At 55.0% G+C, this 15,139-nt stretch carries 28 protein-coding genes; all 28 read left to right on the forward strand.

Features of this window, described 5'->3' with window-relative positions; genetic code table 11:
* The first annotated feature begins 58 nt into the window (after window positions 1-58).
* The gene (gene rplC / locus ACCD00_RS17670; protein ID WP_007955641.1) at window positions 59-694 is read left to right on the forward strand and encodes a 50S ribosomal protein L3; all 636 of its coding nucleotides are present in this window, start codon (window positions 59-61) and stop codon (window positions 692-694) included.
* Window positions 695-706: 12 nt separating this feature from the next.
* Window positions 707-1,309, forward strand: coding sequence for a 50S ribosomal protein L4 (gene rplD / locus ACCD00_RS17675; RefSeq protein ID WP_003228735.1), 603 nt, complete (start codon window positions 707-709; stop codon window positions 1,307-1,309).
* Entirely contained in the window at window positions 1,306-1,605 is a 300-nt protein-coding gene (rplW, locus tag ACCD00_RS17680) for a 50S ribosomal protein L23 (protein WP_002555488.1), read from the forward strand. Before rplD ends, rplW begins: the two co-directional genes overlap by 4 nt.
* A 14-nt stretch (window positions 1,606-1,619) precedes the next feature.
* Complete coding sequence (gene rplB / locus ACCD00_RS17685) at window positions 1,620-2,444, forward strand: 50S ribosomal protein L2 (protein WP_008018194.1); 825 nt, start codon at window positions 1,620-1,622, stop codon at window positions 2,442-2,444.
* Window positions 2,445-2,460: 16 nt separating this feature from the next.
* The gene (gene rpsS / locus ACCD00_RS17690) at window positions 2,461-2,736 is read left to right on the forward strand and encodes a 30S ribosomal protein S19 (protein WP_002555486.1); all 276 of its coding nucleotides are present in this window, start codon (window positions 2,461-2,463) and stop codon (window positions 2,734-2,736) included.
* An 11-nt stretch (window positions 2,737-2,747) separates the two neighbouring features.
* Window positions 2,748-3,080 carry a 50S ribosomal protein L22 gene (gene rplV / locus ACCD00_RS17695; RefSeq protein ID WP_003103908.1) on the forward strand — a complete coding sequence of 111 codons (333 nt, stop codon included), beginning with the start codon at window positions 2,748-2,750 and terminating at the stop codon, window positions 3,078-3,080.
* 13 nt (window positions 3,081-3,093) lie between these two features.
* Entirely contained in the window at window positions 3,094-3,780 is a 687-nt protein-coding gene (rpsC, locus tag ACCD00_RS17700; RefSeq protein ID WP_007970424.1) for a 30S ribosomal protein S3, read from the forward strand.
* 12 nt (window positions 3,781-3,792) lie between these two features.
* Window positions 3,793-4,206: a 50S ribosomal protein L16 gene (gene rplP, locus ACCD00_RS17705; protein WP_003228729.1), complete on the forward strand. Its 414-nt coding sequence runs from the start codon at window positions 3,793-3,795 to the stop codon at window positions 4,204-4,206.
* On the forward strand, window positions 4,206-4,397 hold the full coding sequence (gene rpmC, locus ACCD00_RS17710) for a 50S ribosomal protein L29 (RefSeq protein ID WP_002555481.1): 192 nt from the start codon (window positions 4,206-4,208) through the stop codon (window positions 4,395-4,397). The genes rplP and rpmC overlap by 1 nt, the downstream gene beginning before the upstream one ends.
* Before the next feature lie 2 nt (window positions 4,398-4,399).
* A complete protein-coding gene (rpsQ, locus tag ACCD00_RS17715) occupies window positions 4,400-4,666 on the forward strand; it encodes a 30S ribosomal protein S17 (RefSeq protein ID WP_003176419.1) in 267 nt (88 codons plus the stop codon).
* A 23-nt stretch (window positions 4,667-4,689) separates the two neighbouring features.
* The gene (gene rplN / locus ACCD00_RS17720) at window positions 4,690-5,058 is read left to right on the forward strand and encodes a 50S ribosomal protein L14 (protein WP_002555479.1); all 369 of its coding nucleotides are present in this window, start codon (window positions 4,690-4,692) and stop codon (window positions 5,056-5,058) included.
* An 11-nt stretch (window positions 5,059-5,069) separates the two neighbouring features.
* The gene (gene rplX, locus ACCD00_RS17725) at window positions 5,070-5,384 is read left to right on the forward strand and encodes a 50S ribosomal protein L24 (RefSeq protein ID WP_003176416.1); all 315 of its coding nucleotides are present in this window, start codon (window positions 5,070-5,072) and stop codon (window positions 5,382-5,384) included.
* A 22-nt stretch (window positions 5,385-5,406) separates the two neighbouring features.
* Window positions 5,407-5,946, forward strand: coding sequence for a 50S ribosomal protein L5 (gene rplE, locus ACCD00_RS17730; protein WP_003210069.1), 540 nt, complete (start codon window positions 5,407-5,409; stop codon window positions 5,944-5,946).
* A gap of 13 nt (window positions 5,947-5,959) precedes the next feature.
* The gene (gene rpsN, locus ACCD00_RS17735) at window positions 5,960-6,265 is read left to right on the forward strand and encodes a 30S ribosomal protein S14 (protein ID WP_003176414.1); all 306 of its coding nucleotides are present in this window, start codon (window positions 5,960-5,962) and stop codon (window positions 6,263-6,265) included.
* Between the two features lie 209 nt (window positions 6,266-6,474).
* Entirely contained in the window at window positions 6,475-6,867 is a 393-nt protein-coding gene (gene rpsH / locus ACCD00_RS17740) for a 30S ribosomal protein S8 (protein ID WP_003186040.1), read from the forward strand.
* A gap of 12 nt (window positions 6,868-6,879) precedes the next feature.
* Window positions 6,880-7,413, forward strand: coding sequence for a 50S ribosomal protein L6 (gene rplF / locus ACCD00_RS17745; protein ID WP_003176412.1), 534 nt, complete (start codon window positions 6,880-6,882; stop codon window positions 7,411-7,413).
* A gap of 10 nt (window positions 7,414-7,423) precedes the next feature.
* Window positions 7,424-7,774 (forward strand): 50S ribosomal protein L18, encoded by a 351-nt coding sequence (gene rplR / locus ACCD00_RS17750; RefSeq protein ID WP_003186037.1) that lies wholly within the window; start codon window positions 7,424-7,426, stop codon window positions 7,772-7,774.
* A 3-nt stretch (window positions 7,775-7,777) separates the two neighbouring features.
* The gene (rpsE, locus tag ACCD00_RS17755; RefSeq protein ID WP_003186035.1) at window positions 7,778-8,278 is read left to right on the forward strand and encodes a 30S ribosomal protein S5; all 501 of its coding nucleotides are present in this window, start codon (window positions 7,778-7,780) and stop codon (window positions 8,276-8,278) included.
* Window positions 8,279-8,280: 2 nt separating this feature from the next.
* Window positions 8,281-8,457, forward strand: a complete 177-nt coding sequence (gene rpmD, locus ACCD00_RS17760) for a 50S ribosomal protein L30 (RefSeq protein ID WP_003176408.1) — start codon at window positions 8,281-8,283, stop codon at window positions 8,455-8,457.
* Window positions 8,458-8,460: 3 nt separating this feature from the next.
* A complete protein-coding gene (rplO, locus tag ACCD00_RS17765) occupies window positions 8,461-8,898 on the forward strand; it encodes a 50S ribosomal protein L15 (protein WP_003228720.1) in 438 nt (145 codons plus the stop codon).
* Window positions 8,899-10,227: a preprotein translocase subunit SecY gene (gene secY / locus ACCD00_RS17770; protein ID WP_003228718.1), complete on the forward strand. Its 1,329-nt coding sequence runs from the start codon at window positions 8,899-8,901 to the stop codon at window positions 10,225-10,227. It begins immediately after the preceding gene.
* Between the two features lie 24 nt (window positions 10,228-10,251).
* Window positions 10,252-10,368, forward strand: a complete 117-nt coding sequence (gene rpmJ, locus ACCD00_RS17775; protein WP_002555468.1) for a 50S ribosomal protein L36 — start codon at window positions 10,252-10,254, stop codon at window positions 10,366-10,368.
* Window positions 10,369-10,498: 130 nt separating this feature from the next.
* On the forward strand, window positions 10,499-10,855 hold the full coding sequence (gene rpsM / locus ACCD00_RS17780; protein WP_009045849.1) for a 30S ribosomal protein S13: 357 nt from the start codon (window positions 10,499-10,501) through the stop codon (window positions 10,853-10,855).
* Between the two features lie 30 nt (window positions 10,856-10,885).
* Window positions 10,886-11,275, forward strand: a complete 390-nt coding sequence (rpsK, locus tag ACCD00_RS17785; protein WP_002555466.1) for a 30S ribosomal protein S11 — start codon at window positions 10,886-10,888, stop codon at window positions 11,273-11,275.
* Window positions 11,276-11,293: 18 nt separating this feature from the next.
* The gene (rpsD, locus tag ACCD00_RS17790) at window positions 11,294-11,914 is read left to right on the forward strand and encodes a 30S ribosomal protein S4 (protein WP_003176404.1); all 621 of its coding nucleotides are present in this window, start codon (window positions 11,294-11,296) and stop codon (window positions 11,912-11,914) included.
* Between the two features lie 22 nt (window positions 11,915-11,936).
* A complete protein-coding gene (locus tag ACCD00_RS17795) occupies window positions 11,937-12,938 on the forward strand; it encodes a DNA-directed RNA polymerase subunit alpha (protein WP_007970428.1) in 1,002 nt (333 codons plus the stop codon).
* Window positions 12,939-12,980: 42 nt separating this feature from the next.
* Complete coding sequence (gene rplQ / locus ACCD00_RS17800) at window positions 12,981-13,367, forward strand: 50S ribosomal protein L17 (RefSeq protein WP_007970429.1); 387 nt, start codon at window positions 12,981-12,983, stop codon at window positions 13,365-13,367.
* A 237-nt stretch (window positions 13,368-13,604) separates the two neighbouring features.
* Window positions 13,605-15,059 carry a catalase gene (locus ACCD00_RS17805; protein WP_413426431.1) on the forward strand — a complete coding sequence of 485 codons (1,455 nt, stop codon included), beginning with the start codon at window positions 13,605-13,607 and terminating at the stop codon, window positions 15,057-15,059.
* The last annotated feature ends 80 nt before the right edge of the window (window positions 15,060-15,139 follow it).

The raw sequence follows: 15,139 nt of genomic DNA on the forward strand, positions 1-15,139 counted from the left end.
GCTCTGAAATGGGCGGCCATAGCGGGTGAAAGCCCCGTACACTCATGAGGTTTACAACATGACTATTGGTGTAGTCGGTCGTAAAGCGGGTATGACCCGTATTTTCACCGAAGAAGGTGTCTCCATTCCGGTCACGGTCATTGAGATCGAGCCGAATCGCGTCACCCAGTTCAAAACTGAAGAAACCGATGGCTATCGTGCAGTGCAAGTCACTGTCGGCGAGCGTCGTGCTTCGCGTGTAACAGCAGCTCAGGCTGGCCACTTCGCTAAAGCGAACGTTGCCGCTGGTCGTACCGTAATGGAATTCCGCCTTGAAGAAGGCGAGTACCAGGCCGGCGATCTGATCAACGCTGAAATCTTCGCCGCTGGTCAACTGGTTGATGTAACCGGTCAGTCCAAGGGTAAAGGCTTCCAGGGTACGATCAAGCGTTGGAATTTCCGCGGGCAAGATAACACCCACGGTAACTCCGTATCCCACCGCGTTCCAGGCTCTATCGGCCAGTGCCAGACTCCTGGTCGTGTATTCAAGGGCAAAAAAATGTCCGGTCATATGGGCGCTGAGCGCGTGACCGTGCAGTCCCTCGAAGTAGTGCGCGTGGACGCTGAACGCAATCTGTTGTTGGTCAAGGGCGCTGTTCCTGGCGCTACTGGCGGCAACTTGGTTGTACGTCCAGCAGCCAAGGCTCGCGGTTAAGGGGAAGCTGACATGCAATTAAATGTAAATGACGCTCAAGCGATCGAAGTTTCCGAACTGACATTTGGCGGCGAATTCAACGAGACGCTGGTTCACCAAGCAGTCGTGGCCTACATGGCCGGCGGCCGTCAAGGTAGCAAGCAGCAAAAGACCCGTTCCGACGTTCGTGGTGGCGGCAAGCGCCCATGGCGTCAGAAAGGTACTGGCCGCGCTCGTGCCGGTACTATCCGTAGCCCAATCTGGCGTGGCGGCGGTACCACTTTCGCAGCTCGTCCTCAGGATCACTCCCAGAAGCTGAACAAGAAGATGTACCGCGCAGCAATGCGTTCCATCCTTGCTGAGCTGGTGCGTACTGATCGTCTGGTCGTGGTTCAGGATTTCGCCGTTGAAACGCCGAAAACCAAAGACCTGCTGGGCAAGCTGAACAACATGAGCCTGACCGACGTTCTGATCGTGTCGGACGCTGTTGATCAGAACCTGTACCTGGCTGCTCGTAACCTGCCACACGTAGATGTACGTGACGTGCAAGGTTCCGATCCAGTTAGTCTGATCGCATACGACAAGGTGTTGATCACCGTGTCGGCCGTGAAGAAATTCGAGGAGCTGCTGGGATGAACCAGGAACGCGTATTTAAAGTTCTGCTTGGCCCGCACGTTTCCGAGAAGGCTACGGTTCTGGCAGACAAGAAAGGCCAGTTCGTTTTCAAGGTTGCTACCGATGCAACCAAGCTGGAAATCAAGAAGGCCGTCGAAAGCCTGTTCAGCGTGAAAGTAGAGCGTGTTACTACCCTGAATGTTCTGGGTAAGAGCAAGCGCACTGCTCGCGGTCTGGGCAAGCGTAATGACTGGAAGAAGGCAGTTATCTCCCTTCAGCCAGGCCAAGATCTCGATTTCAGCAGCAGTGCTGAGTAAGGAAGGGGTGCATCATGGCAATCGTTAAATGCAAACCGACTTCCCCTGGCCGCCGTTTTGTGGTCAAGGTGGTCAACCAGGAGCTGCATAAAGGCGCTCCTCACGCACCGCTGCTCGAGAAGAAATCGAAGACTGGTGGTCGTAACAACAATGGCCGTATTACCACTCGTCACATCGGTGGTGGTCATAAGCAGCATTACCGTATGGTCGATTTCCGTCGCAACGACAAAGATGGCATCGTCGCCACTGTCGAGCGTATCGAATACGATCCAAACCGTACTGCTCACATCGCACTGCTCTGCTACGCAGACGGCGAGCGCCGCTACATCATCGCCCCTAAAGGCGTGAGTGCTGGCGACACGCTGATCGCAGGTGCCCTGGCTCCAATCAAGCCAGGCAACGCTCTGCAACTGCGCAACATTCCAGTCGGTTCTACCGTACACGGCATCGAACTGAAGCCAGGTAAAGGCGCACAGATCGCTCGTTCCGCTGGTGCTTCGGCTCAGCTGATCGCTCGTGAAGGTGTGTACGTTACCCTGCGTCTGCGTTCCGGTGAAATGCGTAAAGTCCTGGCTGAATGCCGTGCGACCCTGGGCGAAGTCTCGAACTCCGAGCACAGCCTGCGTTCGCTGGGTAAAGCTGGTGCCAAACGCTGGCGTGGCGTTCGCCCAACCGTTCGTGGTGTTGCCATGAACCCGGTTGACCACCCACATGGTGGTGGTGAAGGTCGTACCTCTGGTGGTCGTCATCCGGTATCGCCATGGGGCTTCCCGACTAAGGGCGCGAAGACTCGTGGTAATAAGCGTACCGACAAAATGATCGTCCGTCGTCGCAAGTAAATAGAGGGATACGACAGTGCCACGTTCTCTGAAAAAAGGTCCTTTTATCGATCTTCACCTACTGAAGAAGATCGAAGTGGCGGCGGAAAAGAACGATCGCAAACCGGTGAAAACCTGGTCGCGTCGTTCGATGATCCTGCCACAAATGGTCGGTCTGACCATCGCAGTACACAACGGTCGTCAGCACGTCCCAGTTCTTGTGAACGAAGACATGGTCGGCCACAAACTGGGCGAGTTCGCCGGTACCCGCACTTATCGCGGGCACGTGGCAGACAAGAAAGCCAAGCGTTAAGGGGTTAGGAAATGGAAGTAGCCGCTAAGTTGTCGGGCGCTCGAATCTCCGCCCAGAAAGCCCGCTTGGTCGCCGACCAGATCCGCGGGAAGAAGGTGGGCGAAGCGCTCAACCTGTTGGCTTTCAGCAGTAAGAAAGCCGCCGAGATCATGAAGAAAGTGCTGGAGTCGGCCGTAGCCAACGCCGAGCATAACGAAGGCGCAGACGTTGATGACCTGAAGGTCAGCACTGTTTTCGTCAACGAAGGGCGTTCGCTGAAGCGCATCATGCCACGTGCCAAAGGCCGTGCTGATCGCATCGTCAAGCGGTCTTGCCATATCACTGTCAAGGTTGCTGACAAGTAACGGAGTCGAAGAGATGGGTCAGAAAGTACATCCCATTGGCATTCGCCTGGGAATCGTCAAGGAGCACACCTCCGTCTGGTACGCAGACGGTCGGACTTATGCGGACTATTTGCTCGCAGATCTGAATGTGCGTGAGTACCTCCAAGACAAACTAAAAAGCGCGTCCGTAAGCCGTATCGATATCCATCGTCCGGCCCAAACTGCACGCATCACCATCCACACCGCTCGTCCAGGTATCGTTATCGGGAAGAAAGGTGAAGATGTTGAGAAACTGCGTCAGGACCTGACCAAGCAAATGGGTGTGCCTGTGCACATCAATATCGAAGAGATCCGCAAGCCGGAGCTCGACGGTATGCTGGTTGCGCAGAGCGTAGCTCAGCAGCTGGAGCGTCGCGTAATGTTCCGTCGCGCTATGAAGCGCGCTGTACAGAACGCCATGCGCATTGGTGCCAAAGGCATCAAAATCCAAGTGAGCGGTCGTCTCGGCGGTGCTGAAATCGCACGTACTGAATGGTATCGCGAAGGTCGTGTGCCATTGCACACCCTGCGTGCCGACATCGACTATGCCAACTACGAAGCTCACACCACTTACGGTGTGATCGGTGTAAAGGTTTGGATCTTCAAAGGCGAAGTAATTGGTGGTCGCCAAGAAGAACTGAAACCACAAGCACCAGCGCCTCGTAAAAAAGCTGCTAAGTAAGGGGTACGCCAAATGTTGCAACCAAAGCGTACGAAGTTCCGCAAGCAAATGACTGGTCACAACCGTGGCCTGGCATTGCGCGGTAGCAAAGTCAGCTTCGGCGAGTTCGCGCTGAAGTCTGTTGCTCGTGGTCGTCTCACCGCTCGTCAGATCGAGTCAGCGCGTCGTGCTCTGACCCGTCACGTAAAACGTGGCGGCAAGATCTGGATCCGTGTATTCCCGGACAAGCCGATCTCCAAAAAACCTCTCGAGGTTCGGATGGGTAAAGGTAAGGGTAACGTGGAATACTGGGTAGCCCAGATTCAGCCAGGCAAAGTCCTGTATGAAATCGAGGGTGTTTCTGAAGAGCTGGCGCGTGAGGCTTTCGCCCTGGCTGCTGCAAAGCTGCCGCTCGCCACCTCCTTTGTTAAACGGACGGTGATGTGATGAAAGCGAATGAACTTCGTGAAAAATCCGCACAGCAGCTGAACGAGCAACTGCTCGGCTTGCTGCGCGACCAGTTCAATCTGCGTATGCAGAAAGCAACTGGCCAGTTGGGGCAGTCTCATCTGCTCTCGCAAGTTAAGCGTGACATCGCTCGCGTGAAGACTGTGCTCAACCAGCAGGCAGGTAAGTGATCATGGCTGAAGCCGAAAAGACTGTCCGTACGCTGACTGGCCGTGTTGTCAGCGACAAGATGGACAAAACCATCACCGTTCTGATCGAGCGTCGCGTTAAGCACCCGATCTACGGTAAATACGTTAAGCGTTCGACTAAGCTGCACGCGCACGACGAAACCAATCAGTGCCACATCGGCGACAAAGTCACTATTCGTGAAACTCGTCCTTTGGCCAAGACCAAGTCTTGGGCGCTGGTTGATGTTCTCGAACGCGCTGTGGAAGTCTAAGGACTAGGGGTCGGAGAAATTATATGATTCAGACTCAATCCATGCTCGATGTGGCCGATAACAGCGGCGCTCGCCGCGTTATGTGCATCAAGGTGCTGGGTGGCTCCCATCGTCGTTACGCTGGTATCGGTGACATCATCAAAGTTACCGTCAAGGAAGCAATTCCTCGCGGTAAAGTGAAAAAAGGCCAAGTGATGACTGCTGTTGTAGTCCGCACTCGTCACGGCGTACGTCGTGCTGATGGCTCCATTATCCGCTTTGATGGCAACGCTGCTGTTCTTCTGAACAACAAGCAAGAGCCGATCGGCACCCGTATCTTTGGGCCAGTGACCCGTGAACTTCGTACTGAGAAGTTCATGAAGATCGTCTCGCTCGCCCCAGAAGTGCTGTAAGGAGATCCGACATGCAAAAGATTCGTCGTGACGACGAGATCATCGTGATCGCCGGCAAAGACAAAGGTAAGCGCGGTAAGGTGCTTAAGGTTCTCGCTAACAACCGTTTGGTGATTGGTGGTCTGAACCTGGTCAAGCGTCATACCAAGCCTAACCCGATGTCGGGCGTGCAGGGCGGTATCGTCGAAAAAGAAGCTCCACTGGATGCTTCTAACGTCGCCATTTTCAACGGCGAAACCAACAAGGCTGACCGCGTTGGTTTCAAAGTAGAAGACGGCAAGAAAATTCGTGTCTTCAAGTCGACCCAAAAAGCGGTTGATGCTTGAACACTGCTAGGTAGATGAGACCATGGCACGACTAAAAGAGATTTACCGGAAGGAAATTGCTCCGAAACTTAAGGAAGAACTTAAGCTTTCGAACGTGATGGAAGTTCCGCGCGTTACCAAAATCACCCTGAACATGGGTCTTGGCGAAGCGATCGGCGACAAAAAAGTCATCGAGCACGCTGTTGCCGACCTGGAAAAGATCACCGGCCAGAAAGTCGTTGTGACCTACGCTCGCAAATCCATCGCTGGCTTTAAAGTCCGTGAAGGTTGGCCGATCGGCGTCAAAGTGACCCTGCGCCGTGAGCGTATGTACGAGTTCCTGGATCGTCTGCTGTCGATCTCCCTGCCTCGGGTTCGCGACTTCCGCGGCCTGAATGCCAAGTCCTTCGATGGTCGTGGCAACTACAGCATGGGCGTGAAAGAGCAGATCATCTTCCCGGAAATCGACTACGACAAGATCGATGCTCTCCGCGGTCTGGACATCACCCTGACCACCACTGCCAAGAACGATGATGAAGGCCGCGCTCTGCTGCGTGCATTCAAATTCCCGTTCCGCAACTGATTGGAGTAGGACCATGGCCAAGATGAGCATGAAAAACCGCGAGCTGAAGCGTCAGCTCACGGTTGCCAAGTACGCCAAGAAGCGTGCAGCACTGAAAGCTATCATCGTTGATCTGAACGCAAGTCCAGAAGCGCGTTGGGAAGCTACAGTTGCTCTGCAGAAGCAGCCACGTGACGCAAGCGCTTCGCGCATGCGTAACCGCTGCCGCCTGACCGGTCGTCCACACGGCGTTTACCGCAAGTTCGGCCTCGGCCGTAACAAACTGCGTGAAGCGGCAATGCGTGGTGACGTACCGGGTCTGGTTAAAGCCAGCTGGTAAGTACTGTCAAAGTCTCGGTGTCCAGGGTCGCAAGATCCTGACCACCGGTGGCCTTGAATCTGGATCAAGCCCCTTTTGGGGCTTGATTCATTTCTGGGGTGTGTCTAGAATACCCGGCTCGCCTGAGCCCGTGTTTTTCATGCCCGGAGATTCTCGGCGACACGTAATAGCCGCAAGGCTAATTTTTTTGTATTAGGAGCGTCTAGCCCATGAGTATGCAGGACCCGTTAGCGGACATGCTAACTCGTATCCGTAATGCCCAGATGGCTGAAAAGTCCGTCGTAAGCATGCCATCTTCCACGTTGAAGGTAGCTGTTGCCAAAGTCCTGAAGGACGAAGGTTACATTGCGGGTTATCAGATCAGCAGCGAAATCAAGCCACTGCTGTCCATCGAGCTGAAGTACTTCGAAGGCCGTCCGGTTATCGAAGAAGTGAAGCGCGTTAGCCGTCCAGGCCTGCGTCAGTACAAGTCCGTCGATGATCTGCCAAAAGTTCGTGGCGGTCTCGGTGTGTCTATCGTCTCCACCAACAAGGGTGTGATGACTGATCGTGCTGCGCGCGCTGCCGGTGTCGGCGGCGAAGTTCTTTGCACTGTGTTCTAAGGGGGGATAAGCATGTCTCGCGTCGCTAAGAACCCCGTTAAGCTGCCAGCCGGTGTCGAAGTAAAATTCGCAGGCCAACAGCTTTCGGTGAAGGGTGCCAAGGGCACTCTCGAACTGAACATCCATTCGTCCGTTGAGATCGTTGAAGAAGCTGGTGAGCTGCGTTTCGCTGCTCGCAATGGCGATCAACAGACTCGCGCAATGGCTGGTACCACTCGTGCGTTGGTAAACAACATGGTCCAAGGCGTAAGCCAAGGCTTCGAGCGCAAGCTCCAGCTGGTCGGTGTTGGTTACAAAGCGCAAGCAAAAGGCACAGTGCTGAACCTGGCTCTTGGCTTCTCGCACCCAGTGGATTACGAACTGCCGGAAGGCATCACCGCTGAGACTCCTAGCCAGACCGATATCCTGATCAAGGGCATCGACAAGCAGCTGGTAGGTCAAGTGGCCGCCGAGATCCGCGACTTCCGTCCACCAGAGCCGTACAAAGGCAAAGGTGTGCGCTACGCGGACGAAGTCGTCCGTCGTAAAGAAGCCAAGAAGAAGTAGGGCATAGCAAATGACCGACAAAAAAGTTACTCGACTGCGTCGCGCTCGCAAAGCACGCCTGAAAATGCACGAACTCGAAGTCGTGCGTCTCTGCGTGTTCCGCTCTTCGCAGCACATCTACGCCCAGGTCATTTCGGCCGACGGCAACAAAGTCCTGGCAAGCGCCTCGACTTTGGATAAAGAACTGCGTGATGGTGCCACCGGCAACATCGACGCGGCCACTAAGGTTGGCCAGCTGGTCGCTACGCGTGCTAAGGCCGCTGGCGTCTCGCAGGTGGCTTTCGACCGCTCTGGCTTCAAGTACCACGGCCGCGTTAAAGCGCTGGCTGATGCTGCTCGTGAAGCTGGGCTGGAGTTCTAAGTTATGTCAAATAACGACCAAAAGCGCGACGAAGGCTACATCGAGAAGCTGGTTCAAGTTAACCGCGTAGCCAAAACCGTTAAAGGCGGCCGTATCTTCACTTTCACCGCGTTGACCGTGGTTGGTGATGGTAAAGGCCGTGTTGGCTTCGGCCGTGGCAAGTCGCGTGAAGTGCCTGCTGCGATCCAGAAGGCAATGGAAGCTGCTCGCCGCAACATGATCCAGGTTGATCTGAACGGCACCACTCTGCAGTACGCAATGAAGTCCGCTCACGGCGCTTCGAAGGTGTACATGCAGCCTGCTTCTGAAGGTACCGGTATCATCGCTGGCGGCGCTATGCGTGCTGTCCTCGAAGTTGCTGGCGTTCAGAACGTTCTGGCCAAGTGCTACGGCTCGACTAACCCGGTAAACGTGGTTCACGCCACTTTCAAGGGTTTGAAAGCAATGCAGTCTCCTGAATCCATTGCCGCCAAGCGTGGCAAAAGCGTCAAGGAGATCTTCTGATCATGGCTACCGTAAAAGTTACGCTGATCAAAAGCATGACCGGCCGCATCCCTAACCACAAACTGTGCGTTAAGGGTCTGGGTCTGCGTCGCATCGGTCACACTGTAGAAGTCCAGGATACTCCCGAGAATCGCGGGATGATCAACAAGGCTTACTACATGCTGCGTGTCGAGGGTTAATCGATGAAACTCAATGATCTGAGTCCAGCGCCGGGTTCCCGTCGCGAAAAGCATCGTCCGGGCCGTGGTATCGGTAGCGGTTTGGGTAAGACTGGTGGCCGTGGTCACAAAGGTCAGACCTCTCGCTCCGGTGGCACCATTGCTCCAGGCTTTGAAGGCGGTCAACAGCCGCTGCATCGTCGCCTGCCGAAGTTCGGTTTCGTTTCCCTGAAAGCCATGGACCGCGCAGAAGTGCGTCTGTCCGAGCTGGCCAAAGTGGAAGGCGACATCGTCACCGTGCAGTCCCTGAAAGATGCCAACGTGATCAACGTCAACGTACAGCGTGTGAAAATCATGCTGTCCGGTGAAGTGACTCGCGCTGTCACTATCGGCAAGGGAATCGGCGCCACCAAAGGTGCGCGTGCGGCTATCGAAGCAGCTGGCGGCAAGTTCGAGGAATAAATGGCTAAGCAAGGTGCTCTCTCTGCGCTCGGCAAAGGCGGTATGTCTGAACTCTGGGCTCGTCTGCGTTTTCTGTTCCTGGCGATTATCGTCTACCGAATAGGCGCACACATCCCGGTTCCAGGTATCAACCCGGACCGACTCGCGGACCTGTTTCGACAGAATGAGGGGACCATTCTTAGCTTGTTCAACATGTTTTCCGGCGGCGCGCTGGAACGGATGAGCATCTTTGCACTGGGGATCATGCCGTACATCTCGGCATCGATCATCATGCAACTGATGACCGCCGTCAGCCCGCAGCTGGAGCAGTTGAAGAAGGAAGGTGAAGCTGGCCGTCGCAAGATCAGCCAGTACACCCGCTACGGCACTGTCGTCCTAGCTCTCGTCCAGGCCATTGGCATGTCCATTGGTCTGGCGGGGCAGGGCGTTGCGTTCACTGGTGACTTTGGCTTCCATTTCGTCGCGGTATCCACGTTTGTGGCTGGTGCGATGTTCATGATGTGGCTGGGTGAGCAGATTACTGAGCGTGGTGTTGGCAACGGTATCTCGATGTTGATTTTTTCGGGTATCGTCGCCGGTCTTCCGAGAGCGATCGGGCAGTCTTTCGAGTCTGCGCGTCAGGGTGATATCAACATCTTTGCCCTGGTTGCCATCGGTTTGCTGGCAGTAGCGATTATCGGTTTCGTGGTGTTCATTGAGCGTGGTCAGCGTCGTATCGCTGTTCACTACGCCAAGCGTCAGCAGGGCCGCAAGGTCTTTGCCGCGCAGACTAGCCACTTGCCGCTGAAGGTGAACATGGCCGGTGTTATTCCGGCTATTTTCGCGAGCAGCATTTTGCTGTTCCCGGCTTCGTTGGGTGCCTGGTTCGGTCAGTCTGAAGGTATGGGCTGGTTGCAGGACATCTCGCAGTCGATCGCTCCTGGTCAGCCGTTGAATATTCTGCTGTTTAGTGCAGGGATTATTTTCTTCTGCTTCTTCTATACGGCGTTGATGTTCAATCCGAAAGACGTAGCGGAAAACCTGAAGAAGTCCGGTGCCTTTATTCCGGGCATCCGTCCAGGTGAGCAGTCTGCGCGCTACATTGATGGCGTTCTGACTCGCTTGACCATGTTCGGTGCTCTTTACATGACGGCCGTCTGCCTGTTGCCCCAGTTCCTGGTGGTTGCAGCCAACGTACCGTTCTACCTTGGCGGGACCTCGTTGCTGATCGTGGTCGTGGTTGTGATGGACTTCATGTCCCAAGTACAATCGCACCTCGTTTCGCACCAGTACGAATCCCTGATGAAGAAAGCCAACCTGAAGGGTTACGGCAGCGGCATGCTGCGCTGACCCATAAGGTTCGAGGAGTTGGTGATGAAAGTTCGTGCATCGGTGAAAAAGCTGTGCCGTAACTGCAAGATTATTCGCCGCGAAGGTGTTGTTCGAGTAATTTGCAGCGCGGAACCGCGTCACAAACAGCGCCAAGGCTGAGTGTGATTGTGCTTCAAGCCCGGCAGCTAGTGCGCTGCCGGGTTGATTATTTGTTATTACAGCGATATTATCTCGCGCCCTATTTCTTGGCTTCCGGGGCGTAGGTAGCTGTCAATTGGAGTCCCACTGAATGGCCCGTATTGCAGGCGTTAACATTCCAGATAACAAGCATACTGTTATCTCGCTGACCTACATCTATGGTGTTGGTCGCACTACTGCACAGAAAATTTGTGCAGAGACTGGGGTAAACCCAGCCGCAAAGATCAAGGATCTGAGCGACGAGCAAATTGAACAGCTGCGTGGCGAAGTGGCGAAGTTCACCACTGAAGGTGACCTGCGTCGCGAAATCAACATGAAAATCAAGCGCTTGATGGACCTCGGTTGCTATCGCGGTCTGCGTCATCGTCGTGGTCTGCCAGTACGCGGTCAGCGTACCAAGACCAACGCGCGTACCCGTAAAGGTCCGCGTAAGCCGATCCGCAAGTAATCGCCCCAGCGAATCGACAGGAATTTAATCATGGCAAAACCTGCTGCTCGTCCTCGTAAAAAAGTTAAAAAGACAGTGGTTGATGGCATCGCCCACATCCATGCATCTTTTAACAACACCATCGTGACCATCACCGACCGTCAAGGTAACGCTCTTTCCTGGGCTACCTCCGGTGGTTCGGGTTTCCGCGGTTCCCGCAAGTCCACCCCGTTCGCTGCTCAGGTAGCTGCTGAACGTGCTGGTCAAGCTGCGCTGGAATACGGCCTGAAAAACCTCGACGTCAACGTCAAAGGTCCAGGTCCAGGTCGTGAATCCGCAGTCCGCGCTTTGAACGGCTGTGGCTACAAGATCGCCAGCATCACCGACGTGACGCCAATCCCGCACAACGGGTGCCGTCCGCCGAAGAAGCGCCGCGTGTAATCCAGGAGATTGTAAAGAATGGCTCGTTACATTGGTCCAAAATGCAAACTCGCTCGTCGCGAAGGCACCGATCTCTTCCTGAAGAGCGGCGTGCGCGCGATCGAATCGAAGTGCAACATTGAAGCAGCACCTGGTATCCACGGCCAACGCCGCGGTCGCCAGTCCGACTACGGCACCCAACTGCGTGAAAAGCAGAAGGTCCGTCGTATCTACGGCGTTCTCGAGCGTCAATTCAGCGGCTACTACAAAGAAGCTGCTGGCAAGAAAGGTGCAACTGGTGAAAACCTGCTGCAACTGCTCGAATGCCGTCTGGACAACGTTGTATACCGTATGGGCTTTGGTTCGACTCGTGCCGAATCCCGTCAGCTGGTATCGCACAAGTCGATCAGCGTAAACGGTCAGACCGTTAACGTTCCGTCCTACCAGGTTCGTGCTGGTGACGTGGTTGCTGTTCGCGAGAAAGCAAAAAATCAACTTCGCATTGTCCAAGCTCTCGATCTGTGTGCCCAACGTGGCCGCGTAGAATGGGTAGAAGTAGACACTGAGAAGAAGTCGGGCGTTTTCAAGAACGTTCCAGCTCGCAGTGATCTGTCCGCCGACATCAACGAAAGCCTGATTGTCGAGCTCTACTCCAAGTAAGGGCTAGAAAATAGGTGCATCCATGCAGATTTCGGTAAATGAGTTCCTGACACCCCGCCACATTGATGTGCAGGTTGTCAGTCCAACCCGCGCCAAGATCACTCTCGAGCCTCTCGAGCGTGGTTTCGGCCATACCCTGGGCAACGCGCTGCGCCGCATCCTGTTGTCCTCAATGCCCGGCTGTGCAGTAGTCGAGGCCGAGATTGACGGTGTGCTCCACGAGTACAGCGCCATCGAAGGTGTACAGGAAGACGTCATTGAAATCCTGTTGAACCTTAAAGGTCTGGCTATCAAGCTGCACGGTCGTGACGAAGTTACGCTGACCTTGTCGAAGAAGGGTTCGGGGGTGGTTACCGCTGCCGATATTCAGCTGGATCATGATGTCGAGATCGTTAACCCCGATCACGTAATCGCTAACCTGGCGTCTAACGGCGCCCTGAACATGAAGCTCGTAGTAGCTCGTGGTCGTGGTTATGAACCGGCAGACTCGCGTCAGAGCGATGAGGACGAAAGCCGCAGCATCGGTCGCTTGCAGCTTGACTCTTCGTTCAGCCCGGTTCGCCGTATCGCATACGTGGTGGAAAACGCCCGTGTCGAGCAGCGTACTAACCTGGACAAGCTGGTTATTGATCTGGAAACCAACGGTACCCTGGATCCTGAAGAGGCGATTCGCCGTGCTGCAACCATCCTGCAACAGCAGTTGGCTGCGTTCGTCGACCTCAAGGGTGACAGTGAGCCAGTGGTTGTCGAGCAGGAAGACGAGATCGATCCGATCCTGCTTCGCCCGGTTGACGATCTGGAACTGACTGTACGTTCGGCTAACTGCCTTAAGGCGGAAAACATTTACTACATCGGTGACCTGATTCAGCGTACCGAAGTGGAACTGTTGAAGACTCCGAACCTGGGCAAGAAATCCTTGACTGAAATCAAGGACGTTCTGGCCTCCCGCGGTCTGTCCCTCGGCATGCGCCTCGACAACTGGCCGCCTGCAAGTCTTAAGAAGGACGACAAGGCGACTGCCTGATCGTCGTAATCACCGAACGTAGTGTTTGGTAAGGAATGAACCATGCGTCATCGTAAAAGTGGTCGTCACCTGAGCCGCACCAGCTCGCACCGCAAGGCCATGTTCCAAAACATGGCGGTGTCGCTGTTCGAGCACGAGCTGATCAAAACTACTCTGCCAAAAGCCAAAGAACTGCGCCGCGTTGCCGAGCCGCTGATCACTCTGGCCAAGACAGACAGCGTTGCTAACCGTCGTCTGGCTTTCGACCGTACTCGTTCGAAAGCTATCGTTGGTAAGCTCTTCAACGACCTGGGCAAGCGTTACGCTACCCGTGAGGGTGGCTACCTGCGCATCCTCAAGTGCGGTTTCCGCGCTGGCGACAACGCGCCTATGGCGTACGTCGAGTTGGTTGATCGTGCTACTGCCGGCGAAGCTGTATCTGCCGAGTAAGACGTCAGTCTGAAACAAAGAACCGGGCCTAGTGCCCGGTTTTTTGTGCCTGTAAGAAATGCATCGTTTGTACAAGCGTCTCCTTCGTTCACATCGTCATGATGTGATGGGGATGATCATTAGTTTTTCTCTATCGATGTCTGCAGGTTAATGAATTTGTAGCTGTCATATTGATGATCAATACTCCCTCTCAGCCGATAGCCGGCAGTTCAAGACCGACAGAGGAAGGAAGATCGCATGAGCCAGAACACAACGCTAACCACCGCCAGCGGCGCTCCTGTTGCCGATAACCAGAATTCCCGTTCCGCCGGCCCTCGGGGCCCGCTGCTGCTCGACGACTTTCACCTGATCGAGAAGCTTGCCCATTTTAACCGTGAAAACATCCCTGAGCGCCGTGTGCACGCCAAAGGCTCGGGGGCTTACGGTACGTTCACCGTGACGCGCGATATCACTCAATACACCAGTGCCAGGTTGTTTGACGCAGTCGGCAAGCAGACCCCCACGTTCCTGCGGTTTTCCACCGTGGGTGGTGAGCGTGGTTCGGCCGATACCGAGCGCGATCCGCGCGGGTTTGCCTTGAAGTTTTACACCGAGGAAGGCAACTGGGACATCGTCGGCAACAACACACCAGTATTCTTCATTCGCGATCCACTGAAGTTTCCAGACTTTATCCACACCCAGAAGCGCTTGCCGCAAAGCAACCTGAAGAGCGCCCAGATGATGTGGGACTTCTGGTCGCATTCGCCTGAGGCGCTGCACCAGGTCACCATCCTGTTCTCCGACCGGGGTATTCCTGACGGGTATCGTCACATGCACGGCTTTGGCAGCCACACTTACAGCCTTATCAACGCTCAAGGTGAGCGTCACTGGGTTAAGTGGCACTACAAGACCAAACAGGGGATCAAGAACCTGGCTCCGGCCGAGGCTGCGCGCCTGGCGGGTACTGATCCGGATTACGCCCAGCGCGACTTGTTCAATGCCATCGAGCGCGGTGACTTTCCAAAATGGAGCGTGTGCATTCAGATCATGAGTGAGGCTCAGGCGGCGGCGCACTACGAGAATCCGTTTGATGTCACCAAGACCTGGTCGCAGAAAGAGTTTCCACTGATTGAAGTCGGAGAGCTGGAGCTCAATCGCAATCCGCAGAACTACTTCGCGGAAGTCGAGCAAGCGGCGTTCGGTCCTAGCAATATGGTTCCAGGGGTTGGTCTCTCGCCGGATCGCATGTTGCAAGGTCGGGTGTTCGCCTACGCGGATGCTCACCGCTACCGCGTCGGTACCAACCACCAGCAACTGCCGGTGAACGCGCCTCGCAGCCCGGTCAATACTTACCAGCGCGACGGTTCGATGGCCTTTGGAGGTAACGGGGGCGCAGCGCCGAACTACGAGCCAAACAGCTACGTCGAGTCACCGAAGCAGGCGCCTCGTTACGCAGAGCCCGCGTTGGCCCTCAGTGGTGCCGCCGATCGTTACGACCACCGTGAAGATACTGATTACTACAGTCACGCCGGCGCGTTGTTCCGCTTGATGTCTGAAGAGCAGAAATCATTGCTGGTCAGTAACATCGCCGGTGCGATGGCGGGAGTGTCGAGTGATGTGGTTGATCGCCAGTTGCAGCATTTCTTCAAGGCCGACCCGGCGTATGGAGAAGCAATCGCAAAGCTGCTCAACGTACAGCTTAACGAAGTCTAAATGAGAAGCAGAACCGCCCTTGTTTGGGCGGTTTTTGCGTTATTTCAGCTGGTTTTCTCAGAATATCTTCGCTTTTATTG

This window comes from Pseudomonas sp. Pseusp3, from assembly GCF_047304225.1.
GTDB lineage: Bacteria > Pseudomonadota > Gammaproteobacteria > Pseudomonadales > Pseudomonadaceae > Aquipseudomonas > Aquipseudomonas fluorescens_CD.

Excerpts from the sequence above, each read along its gene's own strand:
- rplX (WP_003176416.1), top strand. The coding sequence starts at position 5,070 with ATGCAAAAGATTCGTCGTGACGACGAGATCATCGTGATCGCCGGCAAA.
- rpsQ (WP_003176419.1), top strand. The coding sequence starts at position 4,400 with ATGGCTGAAGCCGAAAAGACTGTCCGTACGCTGACTGGCCGTGTTGTC.
- rplP (WP_003228729.1), top strand. The coding sequence starts at position 3,793 with ATGTTGCAACCAAAGCGTACGAAGTTCCGCAAGCAAATGACTGGTCAC.
- rplF (WP_003176412.1), top strand. The coding sequence starts at position 6,880 with ATGTCTCGCGTCGCTAAGAACCCCGTTAAGCTGCCAGCCGGTGTCGAA.
- rpsH (WP_003186040.1), top strand. The coding sequence starts at position 6,475 with ATGAGTATGCAGGACCCGTTAGCGGACATGCTAACTCGTATCCGTAAT.
- rplQ (WP_007970429.1), top strand. The coding sequence starts at position 12,981 with ATGCGTCATCGTAAAAGTGGTCGTCACCTGAGCCGCACCAGCTCGCAC.
- secY (WP_003228718.1), top strand. The coding sequence starts at position 8,899 with ATGGCTAAGCAAGGTGCTCTCTCTGCGCTCGGCAAAGGCGGTATGTCT.
- rpsM (WP_009045849.1), top strand. The coding sequence starts at position 10,499 with ATGGCCCGTATTGCAGGCGTTAACATTCCAGATAACAAGCATACTGTT.
- rplC (WP_007955641.1), top strand. The coding sequence starts at position 59 with ATGACTATTGGTGTAGTCGGTCGTAAAGCGGGTATGACCCGTATTTTC.
- rpsD (WP_003176404.1), top strand. The coding sequence starts at position 11,294 with ATGGCTCGTTACATTGGTCCAAAATGCAAACTCGCTCGTCGCGAAGGC.
- ACCD00_RS17805 (WP_413426431.1), top strand. The coding sequence starts at position 13,605 with ATGAGCCAGAACACAACGCTAACCACCGCCAGCGGCGCTCCTGTTGCC.
- rpmD (WP_003176408.1), top strand. The coding sequence starts at position 8,281 with ATGGCTACCGTAAAAGTTACGCTGATCAAAAGCATGACCGGCCGCATC.
- rplW (WP_002555488.1), top strand. The coding sequence starts at position 1,306 with ATGAACCAGGAACGCGTATTTAAAGTTCTGCTTGGCCCGCACGTTTCC.
- rplD (WP_003228735.1), top strand. The coding sequence starts at position 707 with ATGCAATTAAATGTAAATGACGCTCAAGCGATCGAAGTTTCCGAACTG.
- rplR (WP_003186037.1), top strand. The coding sequence starts at position 7,424 with ATGACCGACAAAAAAGTTACTCGACTGCGTCGCGCTCGCAAAGCACGC.
- rplO (WP_003228720.1), top strand. The coding sequence starts at position 8,461 with ATGAAACTCAATGATCTGAGTCCAGCGCCGGGTTCCCGTCGCGAAAAG.
- rpsN (WP_003176414.1), top strand. The coding sequence starts at position 5,960 with ATGGCCAAGATGAGCATGAAAAACCGCGAGCTGAAGCGTCAGCTCACG.
- rplN (WP_002555479.1), top strand. The coding sequence starts at position 4,690 with ATGATTCAGACTCAATCCATGCTCGATGTGGCCGATAACAGCGGCGCT.
- rplE (WP_003210069.1), top strand. The coding sequence starts at position 5,407 with ATGGCACGACTAAAAGAGATTTACCGGAAGGAAATTGCTCCGAAACTT.
- rpsK (WP_002555466.1), top strand. The coding sequence starts at position 10,886 with ATGGCAAAACCTGCTGCTCGTCCTCGTAAAAAAGTTAAAAAGACAGTG.
- ACCD00_RS17795 (WP_007970428.1), top strand. The coding sequence starts at position 11,937 with ATGCAGATTTCGGTAAATGAGTTCCTGACACCCCGCCACATTGATGTG.
- rplV (WP_003103908.1), top strand. The coding sequence starts at position 2,748 with ATGGAAGTAGCCGCTAAGTTGTCGGGCGCTCGAATCTCCGCCCAGAAA.
- rpsE (WP_003186035.1), top strand. The coding sequence starts at position 7,778 with ATGTCAAATAACGACCAAAAGCGCGACGAAGGCTACATCGAGAAGCTG.
- rplB (WP_008018194.1), top strand. The coding sequence starts at position 1,620 with ATGGCAATCGTTAAATGCAAACCGACTTCCCCTGGCCGCCGTTTTGTG.
- rpmJ (WP_002555468.1), top strand. The coding sequence starts at position 10,252 with ATGAAAGTTCGTGCATCGGTGAAAAAGCTGTGCCGTAACTGCAAGATT.
- rpmC (WP_002555481.1), top strand. The coding sequence starts at position 4,206 with ATGAAAGCGAATGAACTTCGTGAAAAATCCGCACAGCAGCTGAACGAG.
- rpsC (WP_007970424.1), top strand. The coding sequence starts at position 3,094 with ATGGGTCAGAAAGTACATCCCATTGGCATTCGCCTGGGAATCGTCAAG.